Source organism: Photobacterium makurazakiensis, assembly GCF_050336715.1.
In the GTDB taxonomy this organism is placed as follows: Bacteria; Pseudomonadota; Gammaproteobacteria; order Enterobacterales; family Vibrionaceae; genus Photobacterium; species Photobacterium makurazakiensis.
Window position 1 is genome coordinate 25,587 of the sequence record NZ_JAKJSJ010000048.1, and the last position, 15,326, is coordinate 40,912.

Below are 15,326 nucleotides of genomic sequence, written 5' to 3' on the forward strand. Positions count from 1 at the left end.
AACAACTGTCGAGAGAAATTGTTAACTAATGGTAAATTAAAATCTTTTAAGCTAAAAGGTAAATGATTCGTCATACACATTCTCACCAATACTTCGAGAACACTATGTCGACAGTATACCCTACCTTGCTTAATCAAACTGGAACACTGTTAAGATTATCAATAATTATTAGCAAGTTATGTTGTGATTGCGATTAAACCAAAAGTGRTAATGACAGACATCGTAACTGCAGCTAATGCAATGGCGTGTTTCAAATCTTTTTCCATATCATGCCTCTAAATCAAACTAAACATTAACAAAGTATTAACCTTATTTTAGGGGGAGTTCAAGATTCTAGCCATTGAAAAAGCATGAATATCAGAATGATGTCACACTACAATTAAGTATTAATACCAACTTTTAATATAAAACGCCTCATACCCAGCGCCCTGAGAGTAATATTCAGTCTAAAATTAGCTCGGGTATTCATTCTGTCGCCACGTTAACGGGTATGGATAATGATAAAAATGAGATTCATGATGTTCACTTTAGGGGTAATAGCCGTAAGTCCGGCTCTTGCCAGCAATGCCGTCTATGTAACGCCTTATCTAGGTTACAGCTTTTCTAATAGTTTTAGCGATGAAAACAACATCAAAATTGATATTGATAACGACGTTCATTATGCACTCGGTCTCGAAACTGATTTATATAATGGACGGGTTGGATTATATCTAAGTCATCAACCTACAAATGTTGCAAATTTTAATGACAGTGGTTCGCTATCATATGTGCATTTTCAAAGTGCACTACGGTTTGATACTTTCGAACACGTCGATACTTTTGTCGGTGCCAGTCTGGGTACTACGATTATTGATGCCGATTGGACTGACAGTGATATGCTTTTTTCAGGCGGGCTACATGGCGGTGTCGAATATAAAATCGCCTCGAACCTCAACCTTGTCTTTGAAACACGTTGGCTATTCAGCTTAATCGACAGTGATACAACAACCATTTGCAACCTGCCAACAGGCGACGAAAGCTGCAATGTCAAAATCGAATCTAAATGGATGTCACAATTCCATACTAACCTTGGTATTAGTTACTCGTTTTAGGCAAACGTCTCACAATTTATGGCCACCAAGGTGGTCAATTTCCATCCATTACACCCTACTCCATATGATTTAACTATGAATCACTGGTTTTACAGTCAGTTTTCTTATGTCTGTAAAATAATATTTCAAGCCACATAAGCCCCAAAGCATTGGTCATTTAAACCAGGTGAAGCAAATAAACACTTCATTTGTACCGCGCATTAAAAGAATACCAATAATTAACACCTAATCACACAGGCATTAACAACACCACACTCTATTGATTTACATCTCTTGTCTGGTTAATCTCAACCCATTAGCGTGGTCTTACCTTTCAATTTCCACGCTTGTTATTGTTAATACACAGAATTTTTACCTTCTAAATCTTGGTTTCATAGAGATATGCAGTACATAAGGAGATGTATATGAAACGCGAACAATGGGGCTCTCGTGCCGGGTTTATCCTTGCCGCAGTAGGCTCAGCGATTGGACTAGGGAATATTTGGCGTTTCCCTTATATGGCTTATGAAAACGGTGGTGGCGCATTTTTTATTCCTTACCTTTTTGCCATGCTCACCGCTGGTATTCCATTTATGATTATGGAGTTCAGCCTTGGCCATAAACTACGCGGGGCTGCACCTCGTGCTTTCTCGAAACTAGGCTTTAAGTTTGAATGGTTAGGCTGGTTCCAAGTATTTATCGCAGCGATCATCGCTGTTTATTACGTTGCAATTATCGGTTGGGCTATTTCATACCTTAGCTATTCATTCACACAAAGCTGGGGTTCAGATACGAATGGGTTCTTCTTTGGTGAATACCTAAAGTTAGGCGATAACACTCCTAGCCAATTAGGTAGCCTACAGAGCCATATTGCTATTCCAATGGCAATTGCATGGGCAATTACCTTTGCTGCAATTTTTACTGGCGTTAAAGGCGGTATTGAACGTGCAAGTAAAGTCATGATGCCTTTACTGTTTATCATGGTTATTGGTCTAATTAGCCGTGTTGTGTTCTTACCCGGTGCGCTTGATGGTCTGAACTACTTGTTCCAACCTGACTTCAGTAAAATATTAGATGCGAAAGTATGGTCAGCGGCATACGGTCAAATATTCTTCACCTTGAGTGTCGGCTTTGCCATTATGATTGCTTACTCTAGTTACCTACCGGATAAGTCAGACATTAATAATAACGCCTTCATGACTGTATTGATTAACTGTGGTTTCTCTATTACTGCTGGTGTACTTATCTTTGGTGTACTTGGTTACATGGCACAAGAGCAAGCCAAACCCATCACGGAAGTTGTTTCCGCAGGTGTTGGCCTTGCATTTGTAACTATCCCAGCAGCTATTAACTTGTTACCTGCACCGTATATTCTTGGTCCACTGTTCTTCTTTGCATTGGTTGTCGCTGGCTTAAGCTCGCACATTTCCATCATTGAAGCGGTAACATCAGCCATTATTGATAAGCTGAATTTAACACGTAAAGTGGCTGCTTGTTGGGTATGTGGTACTGGTTTTATCGTTTCAATGGCTTTTGCAACCAATGGCGGCCTATTGCTACTTGATCTGGTCGACTACTTCATTAATAACGTCGCGTTACTTGCAAGTTGCTTAATTGAGCTGGTTATCATTGCATGGCTGCTTAAAGTTTCGGATATCCGTAGTTATGTAAATAGCATTTCAGAGTTTAGCATTGGTAAGTGGTTTGAAATTTGTATCCGCTTCCTAAGCCCAGCAATGCTTGCGATTATTCTAGGCACAAACCTTGTTAACACCTTTAACGAAGGCTATGGCGGTTACGCAACGTCTGATCTACTCATGTTAGGTTGGGGACTCGTTGCTGCAATGTTTATTGTTGCCGTTATTATCAATATTTCATCGAAGCCACAGAAAGAGCAGGAGGCATAATATGACAACAGGTGCAATTATCATGATGCTGTTCGGACTAGGCATCACTTGGGGTGGCGCGGCGTATTGTATTTCCGTTGCAATGAAGAAGCAGAAAAAATAGCACTCACCAAGCACATAGCAACATAACCATGAAGAGGCTCATTTGAGCCTCTTTTTTATGTTCTGCTCCTCACTCACTGAATCACCAGAATAAATAATGTTAAGAATGTATTGTTCTGGTAAATAAGGCTTTTCCTTCATTCAAGCAGAGCGTTACAATCAAGTAAACAAGCGCGGTAACGTAATCTCAATTTAGACTCAATCAAGGAAAGGCAATGAAGTTAGCTGCTATTTTACTTACGACTGTCATGCTGCCAACAACAGTATTTGCATCTTCAACAAGCTGTGAAAGCGATAAATATCATCAATATATTGATGCATCACTCTCTTGGTATCAAAGCCTTGTGGAACTAACAGTCGAAAAAGATGAAAACCTTAAGGAAGTCGGTGACTGGTTTCTAGCTGGACGTAAACATCATTTTGAGCTCAACCGTGAAGCAGTCGATTGGTATTTAGAAAACGATAAGGACAAACTCGCACTTTCTCAGCCGATAGAGTCGTGGCTAAACCTTAGCCAAAAAGACGTTAAAGCGTTATCTGAACAAGACAATGAGCTGGGTAAAATTGCGAAGCTATCTTTCGATGATCGCCAAAGTAAACCTCACCCGAAAAATTATGAATTGCGCAGTGCATTTGCGGAGCTGCTGACTCATCCGGGTACCATCGAAAAGCCGTTAAACGCCTATAACGAAAAAATAACGGCGATTTCAGGTATTGAATGCAACTAGTTCTATAAAATATAAGTAAAATATTCCCACTATGGGTGGTCTCAAGGAACGAGATCATCCAAAATAAACCTCTTTTTATAACAACGAGTTATTTAAACTCGTTTACCGTTGCTTATTTGGGCACTCTCATAAAAATGTTTTTTACAATTAAAGCAAGGAGCGCAGGATGATCCCGCAGCGTCATGCCGTCACCATCGGCATATTTTCTTTGGCTCTTCTTTCACTAGAGGCGCACGCCAACGGCCCTCGCCCATGGACCCCAGGGTTTGGTGCTGATATTTCTTTCCTTGTCGGTTACACCGACAGTACGTCACAGTTCAATACTGACAACCATACGATCTCAACGCTCGATTCAGAGGCTTCTTCACAAAGCAACGCCTTTGTCGCCCCACTTGGTACTGTCAGTTACACAACAGAAGATCGTAAACAACAACTCTATTTTGGTACAAGCCGCTCAGATTTGGCCTTAGGTCGCTTCCATGTCGAACTTGGCTACCGCTACCGTATAGAAAACAATGGTATGATCACCCTAAGCTATGTGCCGGGGGTGCTAAAAACAGACACATGGAAAGACCCATTTATTACCGACACTCGACGTGAAGAGACCGAGAGCACAATTCAAGGTGTCCGCTTTCAGTATGACAAAATCTTAGGGTCTAATTTCTCGCTAGAGCTCTCTGGTGGTCAGCAAGCCATTGATGATGAACAAAGTGGCTTCGCAAGCTACACCCCAGAAGAACAAGCGAAACTTAATCGTGAAGGGAATATTTTTTATACAGAGATCGGCTACTTCCACCCTATCAGCCGATTTCAAATTTTACGTAGTGCCATTAACTATACCCGCCTAGACGCCGATGGTGCGGCGATGGCAAGCAATAGTTTCGGGGCAGAGATTGGTATCATTCAAGCTATGCGCAGTTCAAGCTTGGCTTTGACATTAAGCTACAACAACACAAGTTATGATGAATCAAACCCCGTTTTTGATACTAAGCAAAAAGATGATAAATGGGGTGCCTTCCTTGCTTATGAATACAAAGAACCGTTTGACTGGGAGAACTGGGGGGTTGTCTCACTCATAGGCTACAACCAAAGCCAATCAAACATTAATTTCTATGATGAAGACTCGTTGTTAATCAGCCTTGGTATCAACTATAAGTTCTGATCACAAAGGTATTGATGTGCTTCAGATAAATGGGCTAAGCCATTCAGTGCTTATCCCATTTTTTATCATTATCAATAATAAGGTCATTAGTAGAAGGCATCAAATCGTTATTTTTTTCGAGACACAGGCGTTAAATTGCATTAAATTAACATCAGTTTGCCGAATCAAAGTATAAGTAATAGCTATATATGGCAGTGGATTACAGAAAAGCCGATGCGACCGAAGAGTCGTTGCATCGCATTTTTACGGTGCCGGAAGCACCCGATTCAACCCTTGGTCGAATTGAAAAGGATATCTCGGAAAACCTCAATGCGTTTTTACAAACACACATTGCAGCCCGAGAGAAACCATTAGCAGAAATAGAAAAGGACTTTTCATCAGCTGCCTTGCCTGAAAGCCCTAGCTTTGTTTCTGATCATACACACTTCTTACTTGATAAGCTGGTTGCTCAGTCGGTTCATACCTCTGCGCCCTCTTTCATCGGTCATATGACATCGGCTCTCCCCTACTTCTTGATGCCGTTATCTAAGATCATGATCGGGCTAAACCAAAACTTAGTTAAGATCGAAACATCCAAAGCATTTACGCCACTTGAACGGCAAGTGTTAGGGATGCTGCATAACTTGATCTACCAAGAAGATGACAGCTTCTATCAGCAATGGATGCATAGCGCCAACCATTCTCTGGGCGCATTTTGCTCTGGGGGAACAATTGCGAATATCACTGCGCTTTGGGTTGCCCGTAACAATGCATTAAAGCCTGATGGTCACTTTAAAGGTGTCGCACAAGAAGGTTTGTTCCGCGCCATGAAGCACTATGGCTATGATGACCTTGCTATTTTAGTGTCTGAACGTGGTCACTACTCATTGAAAAAAGCGGCGGATATACTTGGTATTGGTCGGGAATGTGTGATCCCCGTAAAAGCTGATAATAATAACCGTATTAGCATTCCTGAGCTAAAAGCAAAAATGGCTGAGCTAAAAGCGAATAATATTAAGCCATTTGCAATTATTGGGGTCGCAGGCACGACAGAGACAGGCAATATAGACCCGCTTGATGAGCTTGCCGATATTGCTGAACAACATGGTTGCCATTTCCATGTTGATGCCGCTTGGGGCGGTGCAACGTTGATGTCGAACACTTATCGCCCAATGCTGAAAGGGATTGAGCGAGCAGACTCTGTCACCATCGATGCACACAAGCAACTATATGTGCCAATGGGGGCTGGGATGGTTATCTTTAAGAATCCTGCGCTCATGACCGCGATTGAACACCACGCCGAATATATTCTGCGTAAAGGGTCGAAAGATCTAGGTAGCCACACCCTAGAGGGCTCACGTAGCGGGATGGCAATGCTACTCTATGCCAGCCTCAATATTATCAGTCGACCAGGCTACGAAATGCTCATCAATAACAGTATTGATAAAGCAAAATACTTTGCCAAACTCGTGACTGATAACCCTAACTTTGAGTTAATCTCTGAGCCTGAGTTATGTTTACTTACCTATCGCTTTGTTCCGGAACGAACACAGCAAGCCTTAGTCATTGCGTCTGACGAAGACAAAGAGACACTACTTGATGCGCTAAATGATCTCACTAAATTCATTCAAAAACGCCAACGCGAATCAGGTAAATCATTTGTTTCTCGTACACGATTAACGCCTGAGAAATGGAATAGGAAGATAACAACCGTATTACGTGTTGTACTCGCAAATCCGCTAACAACGGAAAACATCCTGCAGGATGTCTTAGACGAACAACAAGCCATTGCGAAGCAAAGTATTATTAGCTATCCACAAATTCAAGCGTTGACCGAGAAGATCTTAAACGAAAACCACTCAAAAGGTTCCGACGCTTCCTAAGTTACCCTTGTTTACTTCAAACAAAAAAGCCTGACCTTGTCAGGCTTTTTTGTTTCAAGGCAGCCGAAAACCCGCTATATTTTTCTTGATACCAACCGACATAACTCGTCATTTAATAAAGCTTGTAGACATTCACTATCAAGACCTGAACACATTTGCTCATTTCTCCCCCGGACAACTGTGGAATAAACAAGCAACCAGTATTAGATTCGATAAAAACGCTCAAAAGCAGCCGTTTAATTTAGTTAATAAATTGAGAGAAAATCATCACTTATAAGTAAAAATGCTCAAATGAACCTTTTTACCCCCTACAAAACATGATCACCATCACGTTTAACTTATTCATAACAATTAACAATTATTGATTAAGATCAATAAAAGGTTCGATTCTTAGATATGAAAAAGGCCGATATAGTGGATATACCGGCCTAAATATTACAGTTTATGTCAAACTGAACTTATGTGCATGACGGTTAATTAGTCACCCGCAAACATGTAACCTTCACCATGAACAGTCACAAAAATCTGTGGGTTCTTCGGGTCAACTTCCATCTTCGATCGCATACGTCGAATGAGCACATCAATGGTTCTATCGTTCGGTGCTTCTACTCGATGACTTAGCATGTTCAATATACGTTCACGGCTAAGAACAACGTTAGGGTGAGAGGAGAATGCCACCAATAATTCGTATTCTGCCTTAGTTAGTTTTACAGGCACACCATTATGAGTAAGTGCACGTTTGTTTATATCGAACTGCCAATCACCGAAGCGAATAATACTGTCTTCTTGCAGTTCAACCATGGTCTCATCACGTGCCTTTTCAACCAATGAGATGCGCCACAACAGGTTTTTCACACGAACAAGCAGCTCACGTAACTCAAACGGTTTAGTTACATAATCATCGGCACCCATCTCTAAACCGACAATACGGTCGATGCTATCAGTACGGCCTGTAACTAAAATAATACCCACTTCAGACCGGCTGCGTAATTCTCTGGTTAACATCAAACCATCTTCACCAGGTAGATTGATATCAAGCATAACGAGGTCGATTTTTTCGCTTGCCATCACCTCACGCATTTGGGCACCGCTTTCAGCTTGGCTGACTTTATATCCCTCATTTTCAAAGTACCCAACTAGCTTCGTCCGGGTAACAATCTCATCCTCTACAACAAGTACATGGTGACTCATTTTATTCTCTTTATGTCTTATTTACTGTTCTTTTAAAACTTAGCATAACAGACAGCTGTTCACAATTTTTCATAAACATGAAAACCCTGTTCATTGCCGCCCTTATCGTTATTCATATCGTGACATTAAGATTAAACCATAAAAATTTATACGTCACCGTAGTTTACGGCAGACATACATACTTAAATGGAATCTTCCACTATGAAAAAACTTTGGCAAAAGTTAATCAAGCCAAGCAGCAAGTATCCAATTCTTGCTTTGGTCTTGGTTGGTATCGGTATCACCTTGGCTGGTACATTTGTTGTACACAAGGGTTTTGAAGCCACCTCTTCTATCGAATTCTGTACCTCTTGCCACACCATGGAACAAAACTACGAAGAATATAAAGAAAGTATCCACTTTAAGAATGCTTCTGGTGTTCAGGCAACATGTACTGACTGCCACCAACCAAAAGATTTTCCTGGCAAAGTATTCCGCAAACTCGAAGCGGCTAAAGACCTTTACCATCATTTCGTAACAGGAAAAATTGATACACCTGAAAAGTTCGAAGACCACCGTTTAGGTATGGCTCAAACTGTTTGGGATCGTATGAGCAAACAAAACTCGAAAACCTGTAAGAGCTGCCACTCTTACGATGATATGGATCACAGTAAACAATCAGCTCAAGCTGCTTTTGAAATGAAGCAAGCAGCAGCTGAAGACATGAACTGTATCGAATGTCACAAAGGTATTGCTCACGAACTACCAAACATGGCTGGTGGTTTCCAGAAAGACTTCGAAGTACTACAAGCAACTGCGAAATCTCAAGGTGCTACAGCTGAGAAACTTTACTCGTTAGGTGAAAAAGACCTTTTCGCTACAGCTGATGCTAACGGCAGTGTTTCAGGTAACCTACTTCCTGCTTCTGAAGTCACCGTTCTTGAGCGTGACAACGACATGCTTAAAGTTGAAATCAATGGCTGGCTAGAAAAAGAAGGCCGTGGTCGAGTACTGACTGAGTACATGGGTAAGCGTGTATTTAAAGCAACTATCCGCGGTGAAGTTAAAGAAAACGAACAATTGATTGAAGAGCTAACAGACAGCGCGACAAACATTGTTTGGCAGAACGTTACTGTTGAAGCTTGGATCACTGCTGATGACATGATCGATGATATCCAACCTATCTGGAACTACGCCGATGACATGTATGGTGCAACTTGCACGGCTTGTCATGCTGCACCAACACCAGACCACTTCGGTGCGAATGGTTGGATTGCCAGCTTGAATGCAATGAGTGCTTACTACCGTTTAAGCAAAACTGAAGAGCGTACGCTTCTTAAGTACCTTCAGAACCACGCTAACGACACTGGCGGCGCTGGCGCGCATTAATCCTGATTGGGTGGTGGAATCATTCGGATACCACCACCCAGCTAAAAAGAATTCAAATTTAAGGATCTAACGATTATGGCGACTCAAATTCTAAATAAAGGCATTTCACGCCGTCGCTTTTTGTCTGGTATGGTTGCAGCAAGTGCTGCTTCTGTCGTAGGTACAAGCCTACTTGCTCCGCGCCAAGCTATGGCTGCAACAGACACTAAAGCTAGCTTCACCGGTGAAGTACTTTCAGGTTCTCACTGGGGTGCATTCCGTGCAAAAGTTGTAGATGGCGTATGGGTAGACACAGTTCCATTCGAAAAAGATAAAAACCCAACGACCATGATCAATGGTGTACGTGAAGTGGTTTATAACCCTGCACGTGTTAAATACCCAATGGTTCGTATCGACTGGCTGAAGCATGGCTACAAGTCAGACACCACTCAACGTGGTGATAACCGATTCGTTCGTGTTCCTTGGTCGCAAGCTTTAGACTTCTTCTATCACGAAATGGAACGTGTTCAGAATAACTACGGCCCAAGTGCATTATATGCTGGTCACACTGGTTGGCAGTCGGTTGGTAAACTGCACTCTGCAGGTACCATCATGATGCGTGCTATTGGCCTTCACGGTACTTACCTAAGTAAAATGGGTGACTACTCGACAGGTGCTGCACAGGTAGTCCTTCCGTACGTTGCTGGTGCAATGGAAGTATATGAACAGCAAACATCTTGGCCGCTAGTTCTAGAACATTCAGATACCATTGTTATCTGGGGTTCCGACCCAGTTAAAAACCTTCAAGTTGGTTGGTTAGTACCAGACCATAGTCCTGTCGAGTACTATGATCAGCTAGCTGAAAAAGTAAAAAACAATGAGATCAAAGTGATCTACATTGACCCAGTAAAATCTGAGACGCAAAAAATTGTTGGCGGTGAGCAAATCAAAGTAAACCCGCAAACTGACGTTCCTCTAATGCTGGCCATCGCGCATACGCTATATCGCGAAAACCTTTACAACAAAGAATTCGTTGCAGATTACACTACAGGTTTCGACAAGTTCGTTCCTTACCTAACAGGTGAGAAAGATGGTGTAGAAAAAACACCTGAGTGGGCTGAGAAAATTTGTGGTATTGAAGCTGATACTATCCGTGAACTTGCACGTCAGATGGCTTCTGGCCGTACTCAGATTATCGGTGGCTGGTGTCTACAGCGCATGGAGCATGGTGAGCAGTACGCTTGGATGCTGGTTGTTATTGCCGCAATGCTTGGCCAAATTGGCCTACCTGGTGGTGGCTTCGGTTTCGGTTGGCACTACAATGACGCAGGTTCTGTTACCTCAAACGGCCCGCTGATGTCTGGCTTTAGTGGTGTAACGGGTGTTGCCCCAATCCACAATGGTTCTTACAAGGGATATTCAACTTATATTCCTGTAGCACGTTTTGTCGATTGTATCGAAAACCCAGGTAAGACTATCGATGCTTATGGCCATCGTATTACCTATCCAGAAATGAAGATGGCAATCTTCTGTGGTAACAACCCATTCCACCACCACCAAGATCGTAACAAGATGATCAAGGTATGGCGCAAGCTTGAAACAGTCGTTTCGGTTGAAACCCAGTGGACAGCTACATGTCGCTTCGCTGATATTGTACTGCCAGCAACGACAACTCACGAACGTAACGATATCGAGCAATACGGTAACCACTCTAACGCAGGTATTATCGCCCTGCCTAAAGTTGTTGAGCCAATGTATGAAGCGAAAGATGATTTTGAAATCTTCCGTGAACTTTGTCGTCGTTATGACCGTGAAGAGGCCTTCACTGGCGGTAAAACGCAAATGGAATGGATTGAAGAGATCTACAATGGTGCTCGCCTGCAAGGCCGTGGTATCGGTGTTCGTATGTCTAACTTCAAAAAATTCTGGGAAGAAGAAGGTTTCATTGAGTTCCCTGAAGGTTCAGAGTGGGTACGTCACGAGTCATTCCGTAACGAACCTGATCTTGAGCCGCTAGGTACCGCTTCTGGTCTTATCGAGATCTACTGTAAGACCATTGCTGATATGGGCTATGACGACTGTCAAGGTCACCCAATGTGGTTCGAAAAGACAGAACGTAGTCACGGTGGCCCACGCTCTCAACAGTTCCCATTGAACCTACAGAGCACGCACCCGAAACACCGCCTGCACTCACAGCTTTGTTCGTCAACTGAACACCGTGCTACCTACTCAGTCGCTGACCGTGAGCCTATTTACATCAGTACTGAAGATGCGAAATCTCGTGGTATTGTTTCTGGTGATGTCGTACGCGTCTTCAATGACCGTGGTGAAGTACTCGCTGGTGCTGTCGTTACTGACGACTTCATGGCAGGCGTTTGTCGTATCCACGAAGGTGCATGGTACAGCCCATTAGAAGGTGGAAAACCAGGTACAATTTGTACTTATGGCGATCCAAATGTACTGACTCAAGATATTGGCTCATCAAAACTGGCTCAGGCAACAACTGCGTCTTCAACATTAGTCAATGTCGAAAAATACACAGGTGTAGTTCCTGCTGTAACTGGCTTCAATGGCCCAACTGAAGTAACCGATATTAACCCGCTATTCCCAGCAATGGATCTTGAATAAGTGAGTTAACAATTAATAATGTAGTCAGGGGTTGCCCCTGACTACACTTTTTGTTTAAAAATTATGCACATAAAATCTATTCACATATAATTATCTATTAGCATTAATAATTTTATCTGAATATGTTTTCACTCTACGGCTGAGACACAGGTTTAATCCTCACACCACTGGCCGTAATGCCTTTACTTGGAGTAAAAATGAAAGAATTCATTGCTTTCAACGAACAACGTGCCGAAATTTATTGGTGGATGTCATCACTATTTGCTCGTGAACTAACAGAACAAGATATTGAGCAATACCAAAGTGGTGATATGGTCACTTTCCTTTCTGGTCTGGCAATGACGGCAGAATTAAAGCAACCTGTAGATCAATTACGTGATGCTTTGAAACGATTAGAGGAACGTGAAGACGCACAGCTTGAACTCGCGGCAGACTTTTGTGGATTATTCTTAAGTACTCCAAAATCTGGTGCATTACCTTATGCATCCATGTATGTGGGTGAAAGCGGTTTGTTAAACGACAAACCAGCCCAAGACATGAACAAGTTAATGGATGAATACGATATCGCTCAGCGAAAAGAATTCAATGAGCCAGCCGATCACCTTGCTGTTGAACTCGATTTCATGGGTAACTTGATCATAATGGCGAATCAGAAAAAATCTGAGCAAGAGGCTGAGTCGCTAATGCAGGCTCAACTCAAGTTTATTAATACGATGTTGCTTAATTGGCTACCAACTTTCGCAAAGGCTGCAAAATCGCGTGATAACTTTGGTTTTTATGCTGCTGCAGCCAATGTACTTGTCGCTTTCTGTCAGCTTGATGCAGCATTTTTAGCGAGTGATGAATCTTAATTCCAAGAGACAAACAGAACACGACCAGCACTAACTGGCGAGTCAAATAACTATCTCTTATTGCCGGCATATGGATCGCCGGCTTTTTTATACCCACAATTTGAACCTTAGCCTGTTCAGCAATCATCAAGGCTTCATGACAATCTACTGACAATTGCACTAGAGCGCTTGTATACATTGCATAGACCCACTACGGTAACTCAATTTGATATAACTGAATGCCAACGGGTAAGTACCAATTATTATAAAGGTTCTGATATGCAAAACACTAAAACACGCGTAGCTCAATCCCCTAACCTAGCCCGTACATTTGCCAAATATTCTTTACCGCTTATGTTACTGGCGATGTTCAGTCTTGCCCCTAAGGTAAATGCCAGTGATGTCGCGACAACAACGGTTGCTAGCCAACAAGAAGCCACCCAGCGTATTAATGCGATTCAGCGAGACTTAACCAGCATTCGCCAACAAACAATGCAGTCAAACCCTGAGCTAGTTGAACAAGCAAAAGCCTTCGAACAGGCATATCAGCAAAAAGCTGATGAAATTGGTTACGATCCAAACTCCTTTATAGAAAAGGCTCAAGAGATCCAAGTAAAGGTGCGTGATGAAGACACCAGCGAAGAAGAACGCAGTGCATTAATCAAAGAGTTTGCTGATGCTAAAAAAGCGATGGCAATGCAACGTGAATCTATTCTTTCTGATGAAGAGCTAATGGGTATGCAAGAGAAGCTGCAAAAAGACACTTTTGCCGCAATGAAAAAGAATAATTCTGATACAGAAGAGTTAATTAAAGAGCTGAACACGCTGCTTGAAACACTTCAGTAAGCTGGTTTTCAGATAGGATGCTTCAAGCTGTGAAGCATCCTATTTATTTAACCCTGTTTATTCAAGTCTGACGCAGATTCATCATAATTACTCAAATTAATCCCCATCTCTTCAGCGACTTCCACCCAGTAAGGTTCCGCCTCACAGACACAACAGTCGCACCATATCGCAATACCATCATGCATACTCATACTTTCATGCTGAACGAATTCACCCTGTTCTAATCGTTCCTTATTCCAATGCTTCGCTGCCATAACCTCTCCTTTCAAACCGTACTGAGAACAGTTGGCTTGTATAATAAGTATAGAAGTAATGCTAGGGCTTACATTATGCCAAAGAGAAGGGGCAGCATCTCTGCTACCCCTCTATATTAAATTAAGCACAGTTATACACTATGATTGGTTTACTGGAATCATGTCTGGTTCATCAGTCATGTTACGTGTCACGTATACCGCAAGTACTAAGGCACTTAAACCACCGACTAATTTGCCCGCGACTACAGCCGAAATCATGTCGCTATTTACCGCCGCGGTGAAACCAAGGTGATCACCAAAAACAAACGAACCACACACCGCAAAGGCAACATTGATGACCTTACCGCGGTTATCCATATCTTTGAAAATATTAAACATCGCGATGTTGTTAGCCATTGTCGCCACGAGCCCTGCAGCAGCCGTTTCTCCCATCCCCATCGAACTACCGAGTTTGATCAACGGTTTGTTTAGGTGCTTGGTAATAAAGTGAACCATCGGGAATGCACCGGCCAATACAATGGCAATGGCGCCAACAATTTCGATACCATCGGAAATCGGAGCCATACCCGGGATCAATACAACCCCAGTTAACGTTTCAACCACGATCGCAGCCAGCGCAATAGTAATAACAGCAATTACACCTTTGCCAAACACTTCAAAACCACGGATCATTGCTTCTGGCTTGAGCCATAGACCTACGGCAATCAAACCGGCCACAATGACAATCGGCACTAAATTGCCGAGGATCATCCCCATATCAAAGCCTGCTACCAAGCCACCCACAAAACAACCGACTGGAATGGTCGTCATACCGATTAGCACCCCGCGGGCAAGGTACTTAGTGTCTTCTTTCTGAATGATCCCCAAAGCAACTGGAATGGTAAATACCAATGTCGGCCCCATCATGGCACCAAGGATTAAGCCTGAAAATAAGCCTGCAGCTTCGGTTTCAGCCATACTTTGCGCCAGTGGGTAGCCCCCCATATCGTTAGCCAATAATGTACCGGCGAACATCGCAGGATCAGCCCCCAGTGCAGTGTAAAGCGGCACCACAACGGGACTTAGCAAGTTGGCTAAAACCGGGGCTAAACTCACAACCCCGACCATAGCTAATGCTAGAGCTCCCATTGCCATGAAGCCTTCATCAAATTGCTGTCCGTAGCCCCAACGGTTGCCGAGTACTTTATCTACTGCACCCAACACCATAAAGCCCACCATAATGTATAAAATAATGTCATTCATGATGTACCTTCCTTTTCCCAAATAATGATTTTCATCAGTTACAAGTGCTGGCTACTTTTTTAAAGGTGTAAGAAGCCCGCCCTATGCAACTGCATACGGCTAAAAAATGGAACGTATTAAATCGCCTGACTCGGGTGAAATACCGTCTTGATAGGCG

General features: G+C 42.7%; 14 protein-coding genes. 10 read left to right on the top strand and 4 right to left on the bottom strand.

The genetic code is table 11. The features are described from left to right. Positions 1–176: 176 nt before the first annotated feature. Positions 177–266: a hypothetical protein gene (locus L4D09_RS28895; protein WP_489686002.1), complete on the bottom strand. Its 90-nt coding sequence runs from the start codon at positions 264–266 to the stop codon at positions 177–179. A gap of 249 nt (positions 267–515) precedes the next feature. On the opposite strand from L4D09_RS28895, the gene L4D09_RS20120 reads away from it, so the two are divergent. The 6 genes from L4D09_RS20120 to panP all read left to right on the top strand — a co-directional run bounded on the left by L4D09_RS20120 (position 516) and on the right by panP (position 6,831). After that, positions 516–1,091, top strand: a complete 576-nt coding sequence (locus tag L4D09_RS20120) for a hypothetical protein (protein ID WP_428459315.1) — start codon at positions 516–518, stop codon at positions 1,089–1,091. A 404-nt stretch (positions 1,092–1,495) separates the two neighbouring features. Then, positions 1,496–2,977, top strand: a complete 1,482-nt coding sequence (locus L4D09_RS20125; protein WP_428459316.1) for a sodium-dependent transporter — start codon at positions 1,496–1,498, stop codon at positions 2,975–2,977. 1 nt (position 2,978) lies between these two features. Then, complete coding sequence (locus tag L4D09_RS20130) at positions 2,979–3,080, top strand: MetS family NSS transporter small subunit (protein WP_428459317.1); 102 nt, start codon at positions 2,979–2,981, stop codon at positions 3,078–3,080. A 214-nt stretch (positions 3,081–3,294) separates the two neighbouring features. Then, positions 3,295–3,807, top strand: a complete 513-nt coding sequence (locus L4D09_RS20135) for a hypothetical protein (RefSeq protein WP_428459318.1) — start codon at positions 3,295–3,297, stop codon at positions 3,805–3,807. A gap of 166 nt (positions 3,808–3,973) precedes the next feature. Then, entirely contained in the window at positions 3,974–4,969 is a 996-nt protein-coding gene (locus L4D09_RS20140; protein ID WP_428459319.1) for a DUF2860 domain-containing protein, read from the top strand. Positions 4,970–5,157: 188 nt separating this feature from the next. Further along, on the top strand, positions 5,158–6,831 hold the full coding sequence (gene panP, locus L4D09_RS20145) for a pyridoxal-dependent aspartate 1-decarboxylase PanP (RefSeq protein ID WP_428459320.1): 1,674 nt from the start codon (positions 5,158–5,160) through the stop codon (positions 6,829–6,831). Positions 6,832–7,308: 477 nt separating this feature from the next. Here the strand turns inward: panP and torR are convergent, their stop codons facing one another. Beyond that, entirely contained in the window at positions 7,309–8,022 is a 714-nt protein-coding gene (gene torR, locus L4D09_RS20150) for a two-component system response regulator TorR (RefSeq protein WP_428459321.1), read from the bottom strand. 201 nt (positions 8,023–8,223) lie between these two features. Between torR and torC the strand changes: the two genes are divergently transcribed. The 4 genes from torC (at position 8,224) to L4D09_RS20170 (ending at position 13,673) form a co-directional block, all read left to right on the top strand. Further along, positions 8,224–9,390, top strand: a complete 1,167-nt coding sequence (gene torC, locus L4D09_RS20155) for a pentaheme c-type cytochrome TorC (protein WP_428459322.1) — start codon at positions 8,224–8,226, stop codon at positions 9,388–9,390. A gap of 75 nt (positions 9,391–9,465) precedes the next feature. Next, the gene (torA, locus tag L4D09_RS20160) at positions 9,466–11,997 is read left to right on the top strand and encodes a trimethylamine-N-oxide reductase TorA (protein WP_428459323.1); all 2,532 of its coding nucleotides are present in this window, start codon (positions 9,466–9,468) and stop codon (positions 11,995–11,997) included. A gap of 197 nt (positions 11,998–12,194) precedes the next feature. Beyond that, the gene (gene torD / locus L4D09_RS20165; protein ID WP_428459324.1) at positions 12,195–12,848 is read left to right on the top strand and encodes a molecular chaperone TorD; all 654 of its coding nucleotides are present in this window, start codon (positions 12,195–12,197) and stop codon (positions 12,846–12,848) included. 258 nt (positions 12,849–13,106) lie between these two features. Continuing rightward, on the top strand, positions 13,107–13,673 hold the full coding sequence (locus L4D09_RS20170; protein ID WP_428459325.1) for a hypothetical protein: 567 nt from the start codon (positions 13,107–13,109) through the stop codon (positions 13,671–13,673). 47 nt (positions 13,674–13,720) lie between these two features. Here the strand turns inward: L4D09_RS20170 and L4D09_RS20175 are convergent, their stop codons facing one another. Further along, on the bottom strand, positions 13,721–13,927 hold the full coding sequence (locus tag L4D09_RS20175) for a hypothetical protein (protein ID WP_428459326.1): 207 nt from the start codon (positions 13,925–13,927) through the stop codon (positions 13,721–13,723). Positions 13,928–14,065: 138 nt separating this feature from the next. Continuing rightward, entirely contained in the window at positions 14,066–15,169 is a 1,104-nt protein-coding gene (gene eutH / locus L4D09_RS20180) for an ethanolamine utilization protein EutH (protein WP_428459327.1), read from the bottom strand. Positions 15,170–15,326: the final 157 nt, after the last annotated feature.

What these genes read in the sequence shown, in the direction of transcription:
- L4D09_RS20130 (WP_428459317.1), top strand. Translation starts at nt 2,979, where the DNA reads ATGACAACAGGTGCAATTATCATGATGCTGTTCGGACTAGGCATCACT.
- eutH (WP_428459327.1), bottom strand. Translation starts at nt 15,169, where the DNA reads ATGAATGACATTATTTTATACATTATGGTGGGCTTTATGGTGTTGGGT.
- L4D09_RS20140 (WP_428459319.1), top strand. Translation starts at nt 3,974, where the DNA reads ATGATCCCGCAGCGTCATGCCGTCACCATCGGCATATTTTCTTTGGCT.
- torD (WP_428459324.1), top strand. Translation starts at nt 12,195, where the DNA reads ATGAAAGAATTCATTGCTTTCAACGAACAACGTGCCGAAATTTATTGG.
- L4D09_RS20120 (WP_428459315.1), top strand. Translation starts at nt 516, where the DNA reads ATGATGTTCACTTTAGGGGTAATAGCCGTAAGTCCGGCTCTTGCCAGC.
- L4D09_RS20135 (WP_428459318.1), top strand. Translation starts at nt 3,295, where the DNA reads ATGAAGTTAGCTGCTATTTTACTTACGACTGTCATGCTGCCAACAACA.
- panP (WP_428459320.1), top strand. Translation starts at nt 5,158, where the DNA reads ATGGCAGTGGATTACAGAAAAGCCGATGCGACCGAAGAGTCGTTGCAT.
- L4D09_RS20175 (WP_428459326.1), bottom strand. Translation starts at nt 13,927, where the DNA reads ATGGCAGCGAAGCATTGGAATAAGGAACGATTAGAACAGGGTGAATTC.
- L4D09_RS20170 (WP_428459325.1), top strand. Translation starts at nt 13,107, where the DNA reads ATGCAAAACACTAAAACACGCGTAGCTCAATCCCCTAACCTAGCCCGT.
- torR (WP_428459321.1), bottom strand. Translation starts at nt 8,022, where the DNA reads ATGAGTCACCATGTACTTGTTGTAGAGGATGAGATTGTTACCCGGACG.
- torA (WP_428459323.1), top strand. Translation starts at nt 9,466, where the DNA reads ATGGCGACTCAAATTCTAAATAAAGGCATTTCACGCCGTCGCTTTTTG.
- L4D09_RS20125 (WP_428459316.1), top strand. Translation starts at nt 1,496, where the DNA reads ATGAAACGCGAACAATGGGGCTCTCGTGCCGGGTTTATCCTTGCCGCA.
- torC (WP_428459322.1), top strand. Translation starts at nt 8,224, where the DNA reads ATGAAAAAACTTTGGCAAAAGTTAATCAAGCCAAGCAGCAAGTATCCA.